Here is a 21094-nt window from a genome sequence, read left to right as displayed (position 1 = left end):
GTGCTGAAACTGGTGGGACGATCTCGGTGGCAAACCGCCGATCAACTCGTCAAGCACAGCTTTGGCCCGAAACAGGGCCATGCTGCGACGAGGAATATGATCGCACGAAACTAAACAGTTAGTAAATTTTCATGTTGATTTTGTTTGAATTTAGTGCATTTTTTACACCTACGGCAAACATATCATTGTTCGATTGAAATGCGTCAAAATGCGTCAAATCGCATGCCCCCTCTTCGCCCCGCCGCGCCAGTCCTCATGCGCCTTCGGCCATGGCGCACATTTGAGTCAAAAGACCCCTATATAGCGGGCAGGTGTGGAGGGGGGACAACTGCGCGCGCCGGGCCGAAATGGGCCTTTTTCTTGCATCCATAGCAACTTCATTCGTCGGGACGTGAAAAAGCCGCCTCGGGGGCGGCCTGTGCGGTAACTTGGGCGCTCCGGCGCGGCTGGGCTATCGCGGCCCTGCCCTGCCGGCTAGCGCGGCGTGTCGGTCATCCTGTGCGGCCGGCGCGGGCCTTGGCCGCTTGCTCCTTCTCGTAGTCGTCGCGGCAGTCCACGTTGCAGAACAGCAACGCGGGCGCCAGCGGCTCGTCGCAGTAGTGGCAGCAGCCGTGCGCCACCAGAGCGGGCCGGCGCCGCACGGCGGCCAAGCCGCGCGCCACCTCGGCAAAGATGATCTTGTCGGTGTTGTCGATATGGTCGCTCATGCCGTGCCCTCCCCGCCCGTGGCCAGGTCATACGGGGCGAACCTCACCACTTCCACCCCGGCCCACTCGTTGATGGCCATGAACTGCGACTGCAGCGGCACCAGCTCGTTGCGCGCGAAGACGCGCGCGGCAGGCTCGACGGCGCCGAAGCCGCCGGCATTGTTCGGCAGGATGCCCATCAGTTGCGGCGGCACGCGGTGCGCGGCCAGTTGGTCGTCGCGCGTGACGCTCTTGATGTTGAAAAACTCGTCCTTGGCGGCCACGTCCGACACGGGCAAAATCTGGATGCCGTCCTTCTTGCCGTTCGGCGCGTACATGAACAGGTTGCGGAAGTTGCCCGGCCCCTTGCTGTCGCGCATGGCCTAGCGCAGGCTGTCCACGTCCTGCGTGTTGGCGGCGGAGTCGGTCATATAGAAAACAAAGCCCGCATGCGAGCCGTTCTTGTAGTACTTGCGGCGGAACAGGGTGGCCGCCTCGTTGAGCCAGGCCGATTGCAGCGCGCTCAGGTACTGCGGCACGCCGTACAGCTCCTGGTTGACGTCCGGTTCCATCAGGTGGAACACGCGGCCCTTGTCAAACTGGTGCACAGCCTGATAGCCGTTCACAAAGAAATACGTATCGAGGTCGACGCCGCTCCGCATGTACTTGGCCAGGGCGTGCTGGTACGCCAGCGCCTTGCCGCTGCGGCTGGGCCGGTCTTCCAGGTAGGCATTGCCGAACGTCAGGAAATCCAGAGCCATGCGCTTGAAGGCGTCACGCGACAGGTACGTATCAGCAGCGCTTATAAACTGCTACTCAGGGGGGGCGGCGAAAAGGCTCTCCGCCGAAAAGAATCCCGATCTGCAGCCGGAGATCAAAAAATTCTGGTTCTATGACCTACGGGAAAAAGTTGCGGACGACACCTCGGACCAACACGGCGACCAGGCAGCCAGCGATCTTTTAGGGCACGATAGCGTGAGGACCATGCAACGGCTTTACTTACGACGCGGGAAGATCGTCGAGCCGACGCGGTAAGCCGCCTTGCATGCCTGCTTACGCAGGGCCAAGCAAGGACGCGGAGATGAAGCCCTCGTTCGATAGCGCGTTGATGGCCCCGCGAAGCAGGTAGTTATTCGTAAAGCACATCGTGTACTGGCGTGCGCCAGGCTTAATGGGCTGCAGCATCTTACCTTCCACCAGGCGCTTGATCTGGTAGGTGCGCTGAGCTGGATTTAGCCCAGGCATCACCTTGGCCAGATCCCCAGATTTCGCGGTGCCCAGCTTTACCACCTCAAGCAAAATCGCCTGTTCCTCATGCGTTATCAGTTGCCGCTGGACCGAATAGGCAAGCGCGGGAATCAGGATCTTTTCCTTCAAGAAAGTGTAGTCCGTCAGCCGGTCAACTTTTTGCAGTTCATCCAGGATGCCTTGCAAAACGTAGGTGCACCAGCGATCCAGGCTTTCATCCGTCCCCTTGTCGGCGCAAGACAGCATCGCATAGTAGCGCTCGCGGTCATTGCAAAAAACAGCGGTCGGGTTCAACACCCGCCCGCCGGTTTTGACATTGAAGCCATACTTGATCAGAAGTGCATAGGTCATCAAACGCACGACGCGCCCATTGCCGTTACTAAACGGGTGAATCCAGCCAAAACGATGATGTGCCAACGCAACCTTGATCAAGGCATACTTGGGAGGATCATCTCGATTGATGAACCCCATCAGCTCTTCCATGTAACCAGGTACAAGGACAGGATCTGGCGGAAGGTGGTCTGACTTCGCAATGCGGACCGCTCCCGTTCGATATGCGCCAGGCGTGCGGTCGCCCTCTCTCTCCAGGTCATGCACTGCCAGGGCGTGCAGCTCCCGGATGAAGTGTTCCGAGACCGCGGAATTCGGCGTCACCACATCCTCGATATACTGCATCGCCTTTTCGATGTTGGAGATCTCGCGCACCTGGTCGCTATCGTTCGTGCCCCCTTCCACCGAAGTCTCGACGTAGTCTGCAAGAGTCGTATGGTTGCCCTCGATTCGCGCAGACCCGAGGCTTTCCAGCATGTGGAAAATATGCTTGAGCTGGAAGAAGGTTGACGCGGGCGTTGTGCCCCCAAGTTGCAATCGCCGCAAGTGTTCCAGTTCCGTTAGAACATCGACAAGCGGTGAGTCGAACGAAGGATTTAAAAGTTTCAGGTCAAAGTGGTGGAAGTCTGGCATAGCGATCCTGCTTTTCTTAAATGACGCCAAGGATTAAGTTTAATTTTCAAGATAATACACCTAAAAATCATATACTTACGCGTCATCGCTGAATATCACATATGTAATAATCCAAACTCACAAGTCAAGACATCTAAAATTCCGGGTAGGATTGTGGCTTTTAATGCAAGTTTCTCATGCGCGAACAGATGGAGAAATTGCTTATACAACAATTGAAATGAGTGAAATTTGTTGCGCAAAAGGCAATCTAGCCATGGCCCTGAAAAGCTCGCCTGAGCGCCTTTTGTGGAGCAATTTTTGCTTTGTAGAGCGGCGAAAACAGTTTTCCGCCGTTTTTCATTGGAGCGGGTGAAGGGAATCGAACCCTCGTCGTAAGCTTGGGAAGCTTCTGCTCTACCATTGAGCTACACCCGCGAAGCCTGTATTTTACGCGGGTTTCACTGCTATTGGCAACGTTGCAGGACGTTCTCAAAGGTCAAGTCCCACACCTTTTCCTGTGAGGTGCCGCCATGGCAAAAATTGATCAACATTTGACCACCCAAGAGCGCGCAGTCGGCATGACCATGCGCGACGACCTATGTGTATACTCAGCAAATAGCCTCGCTACAACACCCGAGCAATACTGTTAATTAACCCAATATAGCGCTTGGAGTTTAGAACTGCCCGTTCAGTCAGGTCGTCCATCGACGCTTGCACACTCGGGGACGCCTGTGAATTCGTTCAAGTGAGCAAAGGAAAGTAAAATGATTTTAGTGACCGGCGGCGCCGGCTTCATCGGCTCCAACTTTGTACGCGACTGGCTGGCGCTCAACGATGAGCCTATCATCAACCTCGATAAACTGACTTACGCTGGCAACCTCAGCAATCTGGGCAGCCTTGAGCAAGACCCACGACATATTTTTGTACGTGGCGATATCTGCGATACCGTTCTTATCTCGCGCTTGCTGGCAGAACACCAGCCGCGCGCCGTCGTGCATTTTGCGGCGGAAAGCCATGTCGACCGGTCGATCCATAGCCCCGGTGAATTCATCGCGACCAACGTCAACGGCACTTTCAGTTTGCTCGAAGCGGCGCGCGCTTACTGGTCTGGCCTGACAGGCGAAGCCAAGGACAACTTCCGCTTCCTGCACGTCTCGACCGACGAGGTATATGGCACCCTGGGACCGAATGACCCGCCATTCACCGAAACAACCCCCTATGCGCCAAACAGCCCATATTCGGCCTCGAAAGCAGCGTCCGACCATCTGGTACGCGCCTATTTCCATACGTATGGCATGCCGATGCTGACGACGAACTGCTCGAACAACTATGGCTCTTTCCATTTCCCGGAAAAACTGATTCCCCTCATCATCAGCAACGCCCGTGCCGGCAAGCCCTTGCCTATCTACGGCGATGGCATGCAAGTACGCGACTGGCTGTATGTGGGCGACCATTGCGCGGCGATTCGCCGCGTGCTGGAAGCAGGACGCCTGGGCGAGGTCTACAACGTGGGCGGCTGGAATGAAATGGCCAATCTGGAAGTCGTGCACACCCTGTGCGACATCCTCGATGCGCTAGACCCGAAAGCATCCGGCAGCTATCGCGAACAAATAACCTATGTACAAGATCGCCCCGGCCATGACCGCCGCTATGCCATCGACGCGCGCAAGATCGAGCGCGAACTGGGCTGGAAACCGGCTGAAACTTTTGCCACGGGCATACGCAAGACCGTACAGTGGTACCTGGACAACCAAGCCTGGGTGCGCGACGTGCAGTCGGGCGATTATCTGAAGTGGGTAGAGAAAAATTACGCCGCACGTGACACGGCCCAGGAGCAGCAATAATGAAAAAAAATATCGAACGCAAAGGTATCATCCTGGCAGGTGGCTCAGGCACGCGCCTGTACCCCGTGACCATGGCCATATCGAAGCAACTGCTGCCCGTGTATGACAAGCCGATGATTTATTATCCGCTGACCACCCTGATGCTGGCAGGCATACGCGATATCCTGATCATCTCCACGCCACAAGATACGCCACGCTTCCAGGAGTTGCTCGGTGACGGCAGCCAATGGGGCATCAGCCTGACCTATGCCGTACAGCCCAACCCCGACGGCCTAGCGCAAGCGTTCATCATTGGCCGTAAATTCGTCGGCGATGCACTATCGGCGCTTATTTTAGGCGACAACATTTTTTACGGTAACGACTTCGAAGCGCAATTGCGGCAAGCATCGACACGCACCAGCGGCTCGACCGTGTTCGCCTACCATGTGACCGACCCGGAACGCTATGGCGTGGTCGACTTCGACGCTCAACGGCGCGCCGTCAGTATCGAAGAAAAGCCGCTCAAGCCAAAATCGAACTATGCCGTCACCGGCCTGTATTTCTACGACAGCCAGGTGTGCGATATTGCCGCCGGCATCGCACCATCAGTGCGCGGCGAACTGGAAATTACCGACGTCAATCGGGTTTATCTGGAACGCGGCCAGTTGAACGTTCAAATGATGCGGCGCGGCATGGCCTGGCTCGATACCGGTACGCATGAATCCTTGCTGGAAGCGGGTCAGTTCATCGCCACCATCGAAAACCGCCAGGGTTTGAAAGTGGCTTGTCCTGAGGAAATCGCCTATCGCAAAGGCTATATCAATAGCGCCCAACTCGAGAAATTGGCCCTGCCATTGAAGAAGAACGCCTATGGTCAATATCTGTTGCGGCTGCTCAACGACAAGATATTCTGAGGTGCGCAGCGCTTTCTACCTAGTTCATACCATGCCGAAATACCATGCAAATCCAGAACACAACCATTCCTGACGTGCTCATACTCGAACCGACCGTGTTCGACGACGACCGCGGCTTTTTCTATGAAAGCTTCAACCAGAAGCGCTTTGCCGAACTGACCGGCGTTACACGACCTTTCGTGCAGGACAATCATTCCAAGTCGACCAGGGGCGTCTTGCGCGGCCTGCATTATCAGATCCAGCAACCGCAGGGAAAATTGGTACGCGTCATCGCTGGCGCCGTGTTCGACGTCGTCGTTGACCTGCGCAAAAGCTCGCCAACCTTCGGCCACTGGGTTGGCGTAGTCCTGTCGGCCGCCAACAAACGCCAGCTATGGATACCTGAAGGTTTCGCCCACGGCTTCCTGGTCACCAGCGACAGCGCAGAGTACCTGTACAAGACCACCGACTATTGGGCGCCGCAATTCGAGCGCAGCATCCTGTGGAATGACCCGGCAATCGGCATCGACTGGCCGCTGGACGGCGAACCACTATTGTCGGGCAAGGATGGCGCTGCGACATTGCTGGCCAATGCCGACCTCTTCGCCTAAGTACGATAAAACTGCCGCTCCACCACTCACGCGAGCAAATATGAGCCGTATCTTAATAACAGGAAAAACCGGCCAAGTCGGCCACGAACTCGAACGCAGCCTGCAAGGTCTGGGCGAGATCATCGCGCTAGAGCGCAGCCAGATGGACTTGGCCGATCTGGACCAGGTGCGCGATGTGATCCGCCGTATCAAGCCGACGCTGATCGTCAACCCGGCCGCCTACACCGCCGTCGACAAGGCCGAAAGCGAGCCTGAACTGGCACTGCGCATCAATGGCGAGGCGCCGGGCGTGATGGCGGAAGAAGCGAAAAAGCTGGGCGCCGCGATGATCCATTACAGCACCGACTATGTGTTTGATGGCTCGAAAGATAGTCCCTACGTCGAAACTGATCCAACCTGCCCGATCAATGTCTACGGCCGCAGCAAACTGGCCGGCGAACAGGCGATCCAGGCCACCGGCATTGCGCACCTTATTTTGCGCACAAGTTGGGTCTATAGCACGCACGGCAAGAACTTTCTGTTGACCATGCTGCGCCTGGCAAAGGAGCGCGAAGAACTCAGTATCGTATCCGATCAGTTTGGTGCACCGACATGGAGCCGTACCATTGCCGATACCACGGCGCAAATCGTGGCGCAAAGCCTGGCGGCAAGAGACCTGCAAGCATGGTGGCAAGCACACTCCGGGCTATATCATTTGACGGCACAGGGAAAGACCAGTTGGTTCGGTTTTACTGAAGCAATCATGGCCCATGCATCGATCAATCAAAAGCCCAAGCTCAAGCCTATCCTGGCCAAAGACTATCCGGTTCCCGCGAAACGCCCGAGCAATTCCCTACTGTCGTCGCAACGCCTGATCGATACTTTTTGCGGTCTGCCTGAATGGCAGGAAGCGTTGAAGCTGTGCCGGGACTGAAGCGGTAGCCGATCTAAAAGATCGCTCACCGAATTTCAACATTGTTTTCTTGTAGTAAATGCTTAACTTGCCCCCTCTATTTCCTACACCTGTCAGTGCGGGGCAAACGCAGCCTGCGGCCATACAGCACGCTGTAACACTCACTTCAAGCTGCCAAACACTTTGCCGATTATCTTGCTGCCGTAAGCGAGCGGATTACTGCGGATGGCTTTTTCTTCCTCGCCTATCATCAGGTACAGGCCGTCAATCGCCCGGTCGGTCACGTAAGCTTCCACCGTCGATTGCTGCGGTGGCACCAGTCCGGTCTTGCCGATCTGGCTCATGGTACTGTTGTATTTGCTGGCCAGACCGGAACGGTCGGTGACGGATTTCACGATGGGCATGAATTTGACAGCGAGCGGCGCCGATGTTTTCTGGCGAAAAAAGTCCGTCACCGATGTATCGCCACCGGACAGGATATTTTTCGCATCGCTCACGCTCATCGACTTGACCGCATCGAGCAGCAAAGGCTTGGCCATGGGCACGGCCGATTCGGCGGCACGGTTCATCGCCACCACCAGATCGTCCAATTGCTGGCCGCGGCCCGTCATTTTCAGTAAAGGCTGGGCTTGCTCCAGGATGCCGGGCAGCTTGATCTTGACCTTGTCGTTGTTCAGGAAGCCGTTCTCGACGCCCAGTTTCGATACGGCGGCAGCGGAACCGGTTTCCAGTGCCGCTTTCAAGCCATTGCTGGCATCCTTGTTGCTGAGGGCATCGAAGACATTGGCGGCGCTGGCGCCAGACGACAGCAGCGCCAACGCACACAGGATGACGGCCGGACGGCCAGGGAAAGGGTTCAGGCGCATGGTTTTCCTATTGTAAAGAATGTATAGACCACCTTCTTGTGGAACCTTAGCACATCAAAACTGCAAATGCTGCAGCATTTTTTGTGAGCGGAACAAACAAGGGGGCTGCAGATGGCGCAGGGGCAGGACACTACCGCACCTGCTGTTATAGCCGCGCACGCTAACGGCGGCGGCGAAGCTTAGCCGGCGATCACCGCCAGATGTTCGCGCACGCGCGCCAGATCCGTTTCACGCATGCGCGCCGCTGTCTGGCGCAAGGATTTTTCCGCACCGGCTACGCCGGCCGCCTCGGCCATCGACAACCAGATATACGCCTGCTGCAAGTCGAGCGGACCGCCCTGGCCGCTGGCCGCCATCAGGCCCAGGTTCATTTGCGCCCGTGCATGCCCCTGGCGCGCGGCCAGCGCATACCAATCCCAGGCGGCAGCATAATCCTGCGGTACATCCTGGCCATTATCATGCCGCAGGCCAAGCGCAAACTGGGCCAGGCTGTGGCCCTGCGCGGCGGCGCGGCAATAGCAGGCGCAGGCCAGCTGGCTATCGGGCGCCGGGCCATCGTCGCGGTCGTGCAAGACGCCCTGCATGTATTGCGCCGGCGCGTAATCTTGCTCGGCGGCGCGGCGGTACCACTCCAGCGCCAGCGCCAAATCCTGCGGCACACCCTGGCCATGTTCATAGCGCAGGCCGAGGTCGAACTGCGCTCGCACGTGTCCCTGGTCGGCTGCCTTGCGATACCAGAAGATGGCTTCCTGCGCATCGACTGGCGTACCCTGCCCATGCTCATGCAACAGTCCCAGCTGATACTGCGCGGCGGGAAAGCCCTGCGCGGCCGCCTGGCGGTAGAACACCTGCGCCTGGGTATAGTCTTGCGCGCCATGTTCATGGTGCAGGCCCAGGTTGTGCTGGGCCGCCGCGTGGCCCTGCCCTGCCGCCTTGCTATACCAGTCGAGTGCGGCCTGCTTATCGCAGGGCACGCCCTGGCCATTGTCGTAAATCAGGCCCAGATTGAACTGTGAACTGGCGTGGCCTTGCTCGGCGGCGCGCCGGTACCAGCTGATCGCCTGTCCGCTGTCCTGCGCCAGCACGTCACCGTTTTCATAGCGCAGCGCCAGGTTGAACTGGGCCGGCGCATAGCCCTGCTCGGCCGCTTTGCGCAGCCAGGCAGTCGCCTGCTGGCGGTCCTGTCGCACGCCCTGACCATTGTCATAGCGCAGGCCCAGGTTGAACTGGGCGCGCGCATAACCCTGCTCGGCAGCCTTGCGGTACCAATTGATGGCTTGCACGAAATCCTGCGGCACGCCCTTGCCATTGTCATACATCATGCCCAGATTATTTTGCGCGCCGGCGTCGCCCTGCTCGGCCGCGCGGCTGAACCACAGCATGGCTAGCGCGCTATCTTGCGCCATACCCTGGCCCTTGGCATACAGCCAGCCCAGGTTGTACTGCGCCGCCGCATAACCCTGCTCGGCCGCCTTCTGGTACCAGTGCGCAGCCTGCACAAAATCCTGTGCCACGCCCTGCCCCTTCTGGCACATGACGCCCAGGTTGTATTGCGCATGCTCGAGCCCCTGCGCGGCAGCCAGGCGATACCAATGCAATGCCTGCGCATAGCTTTGTTCGATACCCTGGCCGTTGAAATACATGAAGCCCAGGCTGTGCTGGGCATTCGCATTGCCCTTCTCGGCCAGTCCTTTCAGGCGCAGGTAATCGGCAGTGTAGCGAGGGTCGGCAGTGTAGCGAGGATCGGCTGGCGGCATGGATCAGGCCTCGATAGCCAGCGGCTGTAGTGTGTCCGATCCAACATCGGCGATCAGGCGGTTCTGCTCTTGCAGCACGCCGATGAAGCTGCCCAGGGAAATGGGCCGGTGGTACAGATAGCCCTGCATCGTGGTGCAGCCCTTGTCCTGCAGATAACGCGCCTGGCTTTCCGTTTCCACGCCTTCGGCAATCAGGTGCAGGCCCAGTCCGCGCGCGATCGAGATGATGGCCAGGATGACGGGATAGTGTCCGTGCTCGTCGTGGACTTCCTTGACGAAGGACTGATCAATCTTGATGGTGTGGATGGGGAAGCGGTGCAGATACGACAGCGAGGAATAGCCGGTGCCGAAATCGTCGATGGCGACCGACACGCCCAGCTGGCATAGCTTGTTCAACTGCTCGATCGCATATTGCGGATTGCGGATGCAGATGTTTTCCGTGATTTCCACTTCGATCTTTCCCGGCGCGATGCCATAGCGCGTCAGCGCGCCGCGCATCTTTTCGAAAAAGTCGCCCCGGTCCAGGTATTGCGGCGACAAATTGAGCGACAGGCGCACGGCTTCGCCACCGGCCGCGTTCCACTGCACCAGATCGCGGCACAAGGCGCCCAGCATCCAGTCCGAGATCGGCAGCATCAAGCCGTTTTCCTCGGCAAACGGCAGGAATTCGCCGGCCGTCAGCAAGCCCCGCTGCGGATGGTTCCAGCGCATCAGGCCTTCGGCGCCAACGATGCGGCCCGTCGTCACATCCACCTGCGGCTGGTAATACATTTCCAGCTGGTTCAGCTCCAGCGCCTTGCGCAAGCTCTGCTCGAGCGCGATCTTCTGGTGCGACACATCGAGCATCGATTCATGATAAAAACTATGGCCGTTCTTGCCCAACGCCTTGACCTGATACATGGCAATGTCGGCATGGCGCAACAGCTCGTCGATGGTCTCGCCGTCGCCCGGATAGATGGCGATGCCGATGGACGCCGAAATATGCACCTGGTTGCCATCGAGGTCGAAAGGCTGGTGCAGGCATTCAAGGAATTTGTCGGCGATCAGGCGCGCATCCTGGCGGTCGCGCAGTTCCGGTAGAACGATGGTGAACTCATCGCCACCCTGGCGCGCCAGCGTATCGCCGCGGCGCAAACAATCCTTCAGGCGCAGCGCCACCTGCTGCAGCAACTCATCGCCCTTGACGTGGCCCAGGGTATCGTTGACCAGCTTGAAGCGATCCAGATCGATGAACATCACGGCCAGTTCCGTCAGCTTGCGCCGCGCCTGGATCACGGCCAGGCCCAGGCGATCATTGAACAGCATGCGGTTCGGCAGGTCCGTCAGGATATCGTGATAAGCCTGATAAGAAATGACTTCCTCGGCGCGCTTGCGGTCGGTGATGTCGCGCGCCACGCCGTAGGTGCCAAAGTATTCCTGCTTCCGGGCCTCGTGATCGAGGCTGTGCATGCCGATCGAATTGAGCGGAATCGTCATCAGGGTATTGTTGAAGGTGCGGTCGCTGCCGCTGCCGCTATGGCACTTCAGGCGCAGTTCCACATTGCGCGAGGCGCGCTCGTCGAGACGGCGCTCATTGAAGGCATAGCGCGCCCGCTCCTGATCTTCATCGTGCACGAGGATCGAATAATGGCTGCCGATCAGCTCTTCGCGGCTAAAGCCCAGCAACTGGTGCACCCTGTCGTTGATGAAGGTAATGCGGCCTTCGTGGTTCAAGGTGTAGATGATGTCGGGCGAGCTGTCGACCAGATAGCGGTACATCTTTTCCGAGTTTTCCAGCTGCAGCGCGATGCGCTCGTTCTCCAGCGCCAGCTTGCGCTTTTGCAGCGCGTTCTCCACCGTCTTGAGCAGCTCCTCGCGGCTATAGGGCTTGCGCAAATAATCATAGGCGCCACGTTTCAGGGCGCCGATGGCGGCTTCGATGCCAACGTCGCCGCTCATGACGATCACGTCGCCCTCGATGCCGCGCCGGTTGATGTGGTCCATGATTTCATGGCCGCTCATGTCGGGCAGGCGCAAATCGAGCAGGATCAGGTCGAAGCGCAGTTTCGACAACTGCGCCAGCGCCTCGCTGCCACAGGTGGCCGTGTACAGTTGGTAGCCGCGGTCTTTCAGCAATTCGTGGAGGGAGGCGAGCAGGCGGGGCTCGTCGTCGACCAGCAGGATGCGCGGGCTGTTTTTCAGGTCAAATGGAATGGCAAAGGAGTTCATGGACATTACGCAGACAAGGCGGCCTTGCCGGGCGCAGGCAGCGCGGCTGCAGCGCTCGTCGGCACGGGAATGGGAAGTAAAATTTCAAACGACGTGCCGGACTTGCTGCTGCGGCAGCCAATCACGCCATGCAGGCGCGTGACCAGGTCATGCACGATGGACAAGCCCAGGCCATGATGCGCTCCCTCCTTGTTGCTGCGCACGGGAGAAAACAGATTGGCCAGCACCTCCGGCGCCAGGCCAGCACCATTATCGCTGACGCACAATTCCAGATACAGACGACGGTCCCGGTTGATGTGGCCCCGGTTCACCACTTCGATACGCCCGCCATCGGGCAGTGCTTCGACGGCGTTTTTCAGCAGGTTGAGCAGGATTTGCTTGAGCATGTCGGCATCGGCCTCTACCTCGCATGGCGCGTCGCGCATGCGCGTGACCACCTCGATTTTCGGCGGCAGGAAGTCGGTGACGCGGAACAAGCGCAGCACATCGTCGACCACGCGCGCGCAATCGGTGACGCTGCCCGCATCCACGGGCTGCAAATCAGCCAGGCCGCCGATCAACTGCCCGACGCGGTCGATTTCCTCGTTCAGGATAGCCATCTCGCCGCTGACCGGCTCGCGTTTCTCCAGCTTGTGATCGAGTACGCTCAGGTAGTTCTTGATGATGGACAGCGGATTATTCACTTCATGCACGACACGGCGCGACGCGGCACGGTATTCCTCGGCCACGTGGTCGAGCTGGCGCCGTGCCTGGCCGCGCGCATTGACGGCCGTTTCCAGCGCAACGGCGGCCTGGTTGGCATACGCGCGCAAGAAACCTTGGCGCTTCTGGCAAGCGCCAATCTGCCACGCCGCCACACCGCCTATCAGCACCCCAAGGCTGCGCTGGCCCGCCACCAAGGGCAGGCAGACCAGGCTGTCGGTGCCGAGGATGCGGAATAGCTGCTCCTCGACAATGCCCAGCGCCGGCATGTCGCGCTTCAAGAACGCCAGTTGGCACTCGAGTGCCGAAACGGCCAGCGGACCGCCCTTGGCCAGCGGGATAGAGAAGCCGGCCAGACGCTGCTGATGTTCGCCGGCCGCCACACCCACCAGCGCATGGCCGGTAGAGTTTTGCAGCAGGATGACGGCAGTTTCAAAGTCAAACAGGATGCGCGCCGAGCGCGTGATGGCTTCGAGCAGGCTGCTCTCGCTCTGCTGGCGGGCAAAGGTCTGGCCCACTTCGGATACCAGCACCATATTGCGCACTTCGTCGGACAGGCGCTGCTGCACCGGATCGACGGGTGGCGAAGCATACGCCGGCGGGGTGACGATATCGTCTGCGCCGGCCAGGTCAATACCCAGGTGCTGCGCCGCCTGCTCCACCTGACGCGCGACGCTGCCGGACAGATTTTCCAGTACCTCCACTTCCAGCGCGCATAGCTGCGCCGCCTGCGCAATCGATTCCGCATCGTCGGCGTGGCAGCACAACAGGTGCGCCAGGCGCACGATGCGTATCAATGGATGACTGGCCTCCAGGCGCGCCAGCGGCTCATGGTGATACAGCACGCTGTCGGCCAGGAAGGAATCGAGATGCCAGCGCTCGATCAGCCAGGCACCCGCTTCGGCATGCGTGATCTGCAAGGTGCGCTGCTCGACAGCGCACAGGGCGGCATCGTCGCGCGCCGTAAAATTGAACGCGTATTCCTTCGGCGCCGCAGCGAGCAAAGCCAGTCGACCGACATTGTGCAGCAAGCCCGCCAGGTACGCTTCTTCGACGTGCGGATAGGCCATGGCCTTGGCAATCGCGCGCGTCATGACGGCGGCCGACAGAGAGCTTTTCCAGAAAGCACGCAAATCCGTGCTGCCGGAATGGGGAAAACTGTTGAAGGTCTGGAAGACCGATTCGCTGATGACCAGGGTCTTGATCATATCCGTACCCAGCGACACGAGCGACTGTTCCAGGCTGACGACCTTGCCATGACGATGGTAGGCCGAGCTGTTGGCCACGCCGAGGATCTTGCTGGTCATGCCCGCATCCTTGGCGATCAGGGCGGCCAACTCTGGCATGCCGACATCGTCGGCCTGCAGGTGGGCGATCAGCTTAATGAGAATCTGCGGCATGGCCGGCAGGCGGGCAATCAGCAGGCGATTGCGAATATCTTGATCAGATTGATGCATCGTATCAGGCATTACCGGTTCGAAAAGGAAGAGCGCTCAGCAGCAAAGCGCGGCCACGTTCAGAGCAATCCCCCACTCCTGTAACCCAAAAATAGACTGCCTGAGAGGATGCCGGGAAAAAAATCATCTTATCATAAGCGCTCGATATTACTTGCAATACAGAAAATTAAGTTGAAAAAAATCCAGCGTTCCATCAAGAAAACTTATGCCTTGAATGCACCCAGCAAACGCTGGCGAAAGCGCCGCGAGATCAGCCACAGGACCAGCGCCAAGCCCGTGAACGCCAGTTGGCCCGACGCCAGCCACAGCACGGAACCGGACAGCAGCGGCGAGATCACGCCAGCCACCACAGCGCCCAGCAAGGTGCTGGCGAACGACTGGCACGAGGCGACAGTGCCGCGGATATGCGGGAACAGGTCGAGCGCCAGCAGGGTCGCGCCCGGCCCCACCAGCGACATGCCGAAAGTGTAGAAGAACAATGGCAGCACTGACCAGGGCAGCGATGGTGGCAAAAACAGATGGTAAGCGACATTGACGCTGGCCGCGCACAGCAAGAAGGTGAAGCCGATGCCGATCTGGCGCGCGAACGTTACCTTGCCGGCGATACGGTTGGCCGCCAGGGCGCCCATGAAAATCCCGCTCACGCACGGAATGAACAGCCAGCCAAACTGCGATGGTCCCAGGTGCAGCTGCTTGGGCAGCATTTCCGGCGCTGCCGTGATGAACAGGAACAAACCGGCGAAATTGAGCGCGACGATGCCGGCCTTGATGTGGAACAGCGGCGAGCGCAGGATCTGTCCATAGCTCGATGCCAGGAAACGGGGATTGAAAGGCTGGCGTTTGGCCAAAGGCAAAGTTTCAGGCAGGCGCCAGTAGCAAAAGGCCAGCAAGATCACCGTGTAAAGGGCGAGGAACAGGAAGATCGAGCGCCAGTCGAACCAGATGACGATCCAGCCACCCAGAATCGGCGCCACGGCCGGGGCGATGGAAAAGATCATCGTCACCAGCGACAGCAACCGCGCCGCTGCCGCATCGGCATACAGGTCGCGGATGATGGCGCGGCTGATCACTACGCCAGCGCCGGCTGACATGCCCTGCATCATACGGAAGAACCACAGATAGTGCACCGTGTGCGCCGAGGCACAGCCGAGCGAGCCGATGGCAAACATCAGCAGCGACACCAGGATGACATTGCGCCGGCCAAACGTGTCCGAGATCGCACCATGCCACAGCACCATGCCGGCAAAAGCGAGCATGTAGAACGTCAGCGACTGCTGCACTTCCAGCGGTGACGCTTGCAGCGAATCCTGGATCGCGCCAAAGGCCGGCAGATACGTGTCGATCGACAGGGGGCCGAGCATCGACATGCCAGCCAGCATCACGGCCAGCGCACCACGGCTCAGCGGCGCCATATGGCTAGGGGCGGGCGGCGGAACGGGCGTGACCGGGTCGGGCGGCACGTTGGCCGGAGGGATGGGAAACATGGCGGGTCCAGGGTGACACATCCGGCTTTCTCAGCTGCCAAAATATCTGAGAAAGCCGTAGCGAGCGCAAGTCAATTGTGGCCCAGAGCGCAACCGTACTTCAGTACGGTGAACACCACAGGCCGCAAGTCACGACGCGCAGTAGGTTTAATCAGATATTTTTAGGCTTTGCTTCTTCGCGGCGGTTGTAGCCTGCCACCATATCGAAACGGAACAAACGGCATTCCAGCGCACCGTTGAAGAATGGCGTCTTGCGCGCTTCTTTCAGGCGCAGCAGCTTGGGCAGGCCCAGGTCGGCCGTAAACAGGAATACGGTCCAGCCAGCGAAGCGCTGCTTGAGCGTCGTGCCCATGGCCGAATAGAAGGACGTCGACAGTTCATCTTCCGGAATGGTGCTATCGCCGCGCACGCCGATACGCTCGCCGTATGGCGGGTTGGTCAGCATGATGCCCGGCACGTCGCTTGGCGGTTTGACTTCCTGTGCCTCGATCTGTTTCAAGGGTACGTCGAAGCGCACGCCGGCACAACGCAGGTTATGGCGCGTCATGGCCACCATGTCGCCCGAGATGTCGCTGCCGAAAATGGTCGGTTCGGCAGGCAGCGGATTGACCTTGATGGCGTTTTTCATGGCATTCCACGGCGCTGGGTCGAAGTCGTGGAAGTTTTCGAAGGCGAACTGGCGCGAGGCGCCCGGTGGAATGCCTTGCAGCATCTGCGCCGCTTCGGCCAGGATGGTGCCGGAACCGCACATCGGGTCAAACAGCACCATGCCCGGCTTCCAGCCCGACACGCGCAACAGGCCAGCGGCCAGGTTTTCGCGCAGCGGTGCGTCGCCCGTCTCTTCACGCCAGCCGCGCTTGAACAGGGCTTCGCCCGAGGTGTCGAGGTAGACCGTAAACGTGTGCGCGTCGAGGAAGCCGACGATGCGCATGTCCGGCGTCTTGGTGTTGACCGATGGCCGTTCGTTGAACTGGTCGCGGAAGCGGTCGCAGATCGCATCCTTGATCTTCAGGGTGGTAAATTCCAGGCTGCGCAGCGGCGACTTCACGGCCGTGACGTCGACACGGATGGTGTGGTGCACGCCGAACCAGTCTTCCCAGGATTGCGCCAGGGTCAGGTCATAAATATCGTTTTCCGTCTTGTAGCCGGAATGGGCCATGCGCATCAGCACGCGCGAAGCGATGCGCGAATGCAGGTTGATGCGGTAGGAATCGAGCAGGTCGCCCGAGCAGTGTACACCGCCCGGCACCTGGTTATGCACCTTCATGGTCGTACTATCCTGGGCAATCTCGCCCAGTTCCTCGGCCAGTGCCGCTTCCATGCCACGCGGGCATGGGCAAAAATATGAAGCCATGGTGTACCTTTTATCCGTTGAAAAACAATTAACTAAAAATTTCAAAACTTGTCGGATTACGCGCGCAGCGCTAATCCGACCTACAACTACAACATCTCCAGCGCGCGCTCGACAAAATCGAGGCGGTCCTGGCCCCAGTATCCTTCGCCATCGACGATGTACCACGGCGAGCCGAAGACGCTGGCGGCAGTCGCGGCCTCCGTGTTGGCATCGTACTCGGCCTGCACGCTGGCCGTGTCCGATGTTTTCAGCAACTGGCGGCCATCAAGACCGGCATCGAGCGCGATCTGCACCAGGGTTTCCTCGTCGCCGATGTTGCGCTCTTCGGCCCACAGGCCGCGCATGATAGCGTGCGCCAGCTTCAGCGATGCTTCCACGCCATGCGCCAATCGCGTCGCGATGATGAGCTTGGCAGACGCTTCCGGCGACACGGGGAAGAACTTCGGCTGCAGGGTCAGCGGCACTTGCAGGTAAGCCGACCAGCGCGCCAGTTCGGCCAGGCGATACGCCTGGCGCTGCGGCGCGCGCTTGGCCAGCGGCAGGCCGCCCGAGACGCTGAAGACCTTGCCCAGGTCAAAGGGACGAATGTCGATCTGTGCGCCGGTCTTCGCGGCGATGGCCATCAGGCGCGCGTGACCCAGGTAGGTCCATGGCGAGTGGGGCGCGAAGAAATACTGCACGACTTTGCTCTGGCTTGCACTCATCTCGATTCCCCTAGAAAGGCTTGACCACGACCAGCACGACGACGACCAACAGCATTACCACCGGCACTTCATTGAACCAGCGGAACCAGGTATGGCTGCGCTTGTTGAGACCTTTTTCAAACTTGCGCAAGATAGCGCCGCAGGCGTGGTGATAGCCGAGCAGCAGCACCACGAAGGTCAGCTTGGCGTGCATCCAGCCCGGTATCTTCACGCGGCCTTCCCCGCCACCAAACATCATCCACATCAACACCAGCCCCAGCACCATCGCCGGCAGCGCCAGCACCGACATGAAGCGGTACAGTTTGCGCGCCATCAGTAACAGGCGCTCGGTGGCTACCGTTTCCGTCTCCATCGCCAGGTTCACGAAAATACGCGGCAAATAAAACAGGCCGGCAAACCAGGATGTAACAAAGACGATGTGCAAGGCTTTGATCCAGAGATAGAGCATGGGGTTCCCAGTGTCAGATAGCTACAGAAATGAGAGCACGGGCCACCTTGTGGGCCGCCCGCGAAGACGTACTACATACCATTCTTACTTGCGCACTTCACCGTGGCCAAAGACCACGTACTTGAGTGATGTCAGGCCTTCCAGTCCCACCGGGCCGCGCGCGTGCAGCTTGTCGTTCGAGATGCCGATCTCGGCGCCCAGGCCATATTCAAAACCATCGGCGAAACGCGTCGAGGCGTTCACCATCACCGAGGCGGAATCGACTTCGCGCAGGAAGCGCAGCGCAGCGCTGTAGTCTTCCGTGATGATGGACTCCGTGTGCTTGGACGAATACTGATTAATGTGGTCCATCGCTTCGTCGATGCCGTCGACTACCTTCACCGACAGGATCGCCGCCAGGTATTCGGTGCGCCAGTCTTCCTCGGTGGCCGGCACCAGATGCGGATAGGAAGCGGCAGCCAGAATCGCATGGCTTTCAGGATCGGCACGCAGTTCCACCTGCTTGCTCAGGTACAGTTCGGCCAGCTGTGGCAGTACGCTGGCGGCGATGGCGCGCGACACCAGCAGCGTTTCCATGGTGTTGCAGGTGCCGTAGCGATGGCACTTCGCGTTGAAGCCGATATCAATCGCTTTCCTGATATCGGCCTTGGCGTCGATATACACGTGGCAGATGCCATCGAGGTGCTTGATCATCGGCACGGTCGCCTCTTCCATCAGGCGTGCGATCAGTCCCTTGCCGCCGCGCGGCACGATGACGTCCACGTATTGCGGCATGGTGATCAGACAGCCGACGGCGGCGCGGTCGGTGGTGTCGATCACTTGCACGGCATCGGCCGGAAGACCTGCTCCCAGCAAGCCCTCTGCCACCAGCTTGGCCAGCGCACGGTTGCAATGAATCGCTTCCGAACCGCCGCGTAAAATCGTCGCGTTGCCGCTCTTGATGCACAGGCCGGCGGCGTCTATCGTCACGTTCGGACGCGCTTCATAGATGATGCCGATGACGCCCAGCGGCACGCGCATCTGCCCCACCTGAATGCCCGTCGGACGATATTTCATGTTCGATATTTCGCCGATCGGATCGGCCAGCGCAACGATCTGCGTCAAGCCTTCAACCATGCTGGCGATGGCGGCGTCGGATAAGGTCAGACGGTCGAGCATGGCTGGCGCCAGACCGGCGGCGGCCGCCGCATCGAGGTCGCGCTGATTGGCCGCGCGCAGCAGATCGGCATCGCGCACGATGGCGGCGGCGATCAGGCTCAAGGCGCGGTTGCGCGTGGCGCTGTCAGCACGCGCCATGGCGCGCGATGCCGCGCGCGCGCGCATACCGACGTCCTGCATATATTCAGAGATATCCATGCTCGTATCCGCTTCCATCCATATTTATAAAAACCTAGCCTCGGGCGATCTTCAGGCCCAACTGCAGCATGGCGTCCCAGGCGTCGCCCGCGTAGCCCTTGGCGCGCAAGCCCTTGATCATCTTGTCAACCTGCGCCGCCTGCTGCAGCGCCGCTTCCAGCACCGGCAGCGAAATGCGCCGCAGGGCCGGTTCCATCATCCGCTCGCGCGGTCCCCAGATGCGGTATTCCTTCAGCAGCGCGCCCAATGGGCGCCCTTGCGCCATGCCGGCCTTCAATTTTAACAGCGTGCGGATTTCCTCGGAGACGGCCCACAAGACCAGCGGCAGCGCCTCGCCCTCGCCTTTCAAGCCTTCGAGCATGCGCACCAGGCGCGCCGGATCGCCGGCCAACATGGCTTCGGACAGCTTGAAGACATCGTAGCGGGCCACGTTCAGCACCGCATCCTGCACTTGTTCATACGTCAGCTTGCCCGCTGCATGCAGCAAGCCCAGTTTCTGAATTTCCTGGTGCGCTGCCAGCAAATTGCCCTCCACCCGCTCGGCAATGAAGTCGATGCTGGCCCGTTCGGCACTCTGCCCCTGCGCGCCCAGACGCTGGGATATCCAAGCCGGCAACTGTGCCCGCTCCACATTCGCAATCTCGATATACACGGCCGCCTGCTGCAGGCTGGCCACCCACGCCGCCTTCTGCGTGGCCCAGTCCAGCTTGGGCAAGGTGATCAGTGTCAGGTTATCGGGGCTGAGGTTTTTGGCATAGCTTTGCAGCGCGGCGCCGCCATCCTTGCCAGGCTTGCCGGTAGGGATGCGCAGCTCGATCAGTTTTTTATCGCCGAACAGCGACAACTCCTGATTCGCCGCCAGCAGTTCGCCCCACTTGAAGCTGCGTTCCACCGTCAGCACGTCACGCTCGGAAAACCCTTGCGCGCGCGCCGCGCGGCGGATCTTGTCGGCCGCTTCCAGCGCCAGCAAGTGTTCGTCGCTGGTGATCACATACAGCTGCGCCAGCGGCTTGGCCAGATGCCCATCGAGCGCGTCTATCCGCAATTGCATGGCGTCCCCGTTACTGCTGCGGGGCTGCCGGCGCGACCGGGGTCACTGGCGCCACCGACATGGCCGGCAGCACCGGCTTGATGGCCGCCAGGCGGCGCATGATCTGCTGCACCAGATCGTTGCGCATGTCGCGGTACAGCGCCGCCTCCTCGGTTTCCTTGGCCAGTACCTGCGATTCATCGAAGGTGATCGGACGCACCAGGTTGATGGTCGTCGGTGCCAGCAGCTGGTTGCCGGCCTTGTCCACGACGCGGAAATTGATCGAATAGCCGAGTTGGTACTCTTGCACGCGGCCACTTCTATTCAACGACAATATGCTTTTAGTACGATTACTCTCCGGATCGCTGAGCACCTCAAGGACAGCGTCGGCGCCATCCTTGGTGTCGACCACCTGGGTGCTGCCAATGGCGCGGATATAGCGCTTCAGGCCAATCGCCAGCGGCGATGTCTCGGGCAAACCGATGTACATCGTCGCAAACGGCAGCATGAAACTTCCGTTCGATCCGCGCAAATGAAAGCCGCAGGCCGACAGCAGCACGGTCAGGGCGATGGCCAGCATGGCGCGCCAGGCGCGCCCGCCGAACAGCGAAACGGAAGAGGAAGTCGTCATGA

Annotated in this window: 17 protein-coding genes, 1 tRNA gene and 1 pseudogene; 4 read left to right on the top strand and 15 right to left on the bottom strand. The window is 59.7% G+C overall.

Annotation, left to right across the window (positions count from 1 at the left end):
• Nucleotides 1-491: 491 nt before the first annotated feature.
• The 4 genes and pseudogenes from ACQ4V8_RS17690 to ACQ4V8_RS17675 form a co-directional block, all read right to left on the bottom strand.
• On the bottom strand, nucleotides 492-707 hold the full coding sequence (locus ACQ4V8_RS17690; RefSeq protein WP_436571931.1) for a hypothetical protein: 216 nt from the start codon (nucleotides 705-707) through the stop codon (nucleotides 492-494).
• Nucleotides 704-1471: pseudogene (locus tag ACQ4V8_RS17685) on the bottom strand (phage portal protein); the annotation flags it as partial. The pseudogene ACQ4V8_RS17685 and the gene ACQ4V8_RS17690, both read right to left, overlap by 4 nt.
• 268 nt (nucleotides 1472-1739) lie before the next feature.
• Nucleotides 1740-2897 (bottom strand): Fic family protein, encoded by a 1158-nt coding sequence (locus ACQ4V8_RS17680; RefSeq protein WP_436571930.1) that lies wholly within the window; start codon nucleotides 2895-2897, stop codon nucleotides 1740-1742.
• Nucleotides 2898-3237: 340 nt separating this feature from the next.
• Nucleotides 3238-3311, bottom strand: a tRNA-Gly gene (locus ACQ4V8_RS17675).
• Between the two features lie 329 nt (nucleotides 3312-3640).
• On the opposite strand from ACQ4V8_RS17675, the gene rfbB reads away from it, so the two are divergent.
• Genes rfbB through rfbD form a run of 4 tightly spaced genes read left to right on the top strand, consistent with a single transcriptional unit; the run spans nucleotide 3641 to nucleotide 7116 of the window.
• Nucleotides 3641-4720 (top strand): dTDP-glucose 4,6-dehydratase, encoded by a 1080-nt coding sequence (gene rfbB, locus ACQ4V8_RS17670; protein WP_010401729.1) that lies wholly within the window; start codon nucleotides 3641-3643, stop codon nucleotides 4718-4720.
• Nucleotides 4720-5613: a glucose-1-phosphate thymidylyltransferase RfbA gene (gene rfbA / locus ACQ4V8_RS17665; protein ID WP_010401730.1), complete on the top strand. Its 894-nt coding sequence runs from the start codon at nucleotides 4720-4722 to the stop codon at nucleotides 5611-5613. The genes rfbB and rfbA overlap by 1 nt, the downstream gene beginning before the upstream one ends.
• A 44-nt stretch (nucleotides 5614-5657) precedes the next feature.
• The gene (gene rfbC / locus ACQ4V8_RS17660; protein ID WP_010401734.1) at nucleotides 5658-6203 is read left to right on the top strand and encodes a dTDP-4-dehydrorhamnose 3,5-epimerase; all 546 of its coding nucleotides are present in this window, start codon (nucleotides 5658-5660) and stop codon (nucleotides 6201-6203) included.
• 40 nt (nucleotides 6204-6243) lie between these two features.
• Nucleotides 6244-7116 (top strand): dTDP-4-dehydrorhamnose reductase, encoded by an 873-nt coding sequence (rfbD, locus tag ACQ4V8_RS17655; protein WP_436571934.1) that lies wholly within the window; start codon nucleotides 6244-6246, stop codon nucleotides 7114-7116.
• Nucleotides 7117-7256: 140 nt separating this feature from the next.
• Here the strand turns inward: rfbD and ACQ4V8_RS17650 are convergent, their stop codons facing one another.
• The 11 genes from ACQ4V8_RS17650 to ACQ4V8_RS17600 all read right to left on the bottom strand — a co-directional run bounded on the left by ACQ4V8_RS17650 (nucleotide 7257) and on the right by ACQ4V8_RS17600 (nucleotide 21092).
• Nucleotides 7257-7961: a DUF4197 domain-containing protein gene (locus ACQ4V8_RS17650; protein ID WP_436571929.1), complete on the bottom strand. Its 705-nt coding sequence runs from the start codon at nucleotides 7959-7961 to the stop codon at nucleotides 7257-7259.
• Nucleotides 7962-8140: 179 nt separating this feature from the next.
• Complete coding sequence (locus ACQ4V8_RS17645) at nucleotides 8141-9718, bottom strand: SEL1-like repeat protein (RefSeq protein ID WP_070346112.1); 1578 nt, start codon at nucleotides 9716-9718, stop codon at nucleotides 8141-8143.
• 3 nt (nucleotides 9719-9721) lie between these two features.
• On the bottom strand, nucleotides 9722-11932 hold the full coding sequence (locus tag ACQ4V8_RS17640) for an EAL domain-containing response regulator (protein ID WP_010401739.1): 2211 nt from the start codon (nucleotides 11930-11932) through the stop codon (nucleotides 9722-9724).
• Nucleotides 11932-14085 carry an HDOD domain-containing protein gene (locus ACQ4V8_RS17635; RefSeq protein WP_043462942.1) on the bottom strand — a complete coding sequence of 718 codons (2154 nt, stop codon included), beginning with the start codon at nucleotides 14083-14085 and terminating at the stop codon, nucleotides 11932-11934. The genes ACQ4V8_RS17640 and ACQ4V8_RS17635 overlap by 1 nt, the downstream gene beginning before the upstream one ends.
• Nucleotides 14086-14288: 203 nt before the next feature.
• On the bottom strand, nucleotides 14289-15569 hold the full coding sequence (locus ACQ4V8_RS17630; RefSeq protein WP_436571928.1) for a multidrug effflux MFS transporter: 1281 nt from the start codon (nucleotides 15567-15569) through the stop codon (nucleotides 14289-14291).
• A gap of 151 nt (nucleotides 15570-15720) precedes the next feature.
• The gene (locus tag ACQ4V8_RS17625) at nucleotides 15721-16923 is read right to left on the bottom strand and encodes a THUMP domain-containing class I SAM-dependent RNA methyltransferase (protein WP_436571927.1); all 1203 of its coding nucleotides are present in this window, start codon (nucleotides 16921-16923) and stop codon (nucleotides 15721-15723) included.
• A gap of 86 nt (nucleotides 16924-17009) precedes the next feature.
• On the bottom strand, nucleotides 17010-17627 hold the full coding sequence (locus ACQ4V8_RS17620) for a 2-hydroxychromene-2-carboxylate isomerase (protein ID WP_010401743.1): 618 nt from the start codon (nucleotides 17625-17627) through the stop codon (nucleotides 17010-17012).
• 10 nt (nucleotides 17628-17637) lie between these two features.
• Nucleotides 17638-18075: a CopD family protein gene (locus ACQ4V8_RS17615; RefSeq protein WP_010401744.1), complete on the bottom strand. Its 438-nt coding sequence runs from the start codon at nucleotides 18073-18075 to the stop codon at nucleotides 17638-17640.
• An 84-nt stretch (nucleotides 18076-18159) separates the two neighbouring features.
• On the bottom strand, nucleotides 18160-19431 hold the full coding sequence (locus tag ACQ4V8_RS17610; protein ID WP_436571926.1) for a glutamate-5-semialdehyde dehydrogenase: 1272 nt from the start codon (nucleotides 19429-19431) through the stop codon (nucleotides 18160-18162).
• A 34-nt stretch (nucleotides 19432-19465) separates the two neighbouring features.
• Nucleotides 19466-20482 (bottom strand): DNA polymerase III subunit delta, encoded by a 1017-nt coding sequence (gene holA, locus ACQ4V8_RS17605; RefSeq protein ID WP_010401748.1) that lies wholly within the window; start codon nucleotides 20480-20482, stop codon nucleotides 19466-19468.
• Nucleotides 20483-20492: 10 nt separating this feature from the next.
• Complete coding sequence (locus ACQ4V8_RS17600) at nucleotides 20493-21092, bottom strand: LPS-assembly lipoprotein LptE (protein WP_436571925.1); 600 nt, start codon at nucleotides 21090-21092, stop codon at nucleotides 20493-20495.
• Nucleotides 21093-21094 lie beyond the last annotated feature (2 nt).

Source organism: Janthinobacterium paucivorans (assembly GCF_051380805.1).
GTDB classification, from domain to species: Bacteria; Pseudomonadota; Gammaproteobacteria; order Burkholderiales; family Burkholderiaceae_D; genus Janthinobacterium; species Janthinobacterium lividum_D.
The sequence above is the reverse complement of the archived record's forward strand: the minus strand, read 5'-3'. Positions and strand labels throughout refer to the sequence as shown.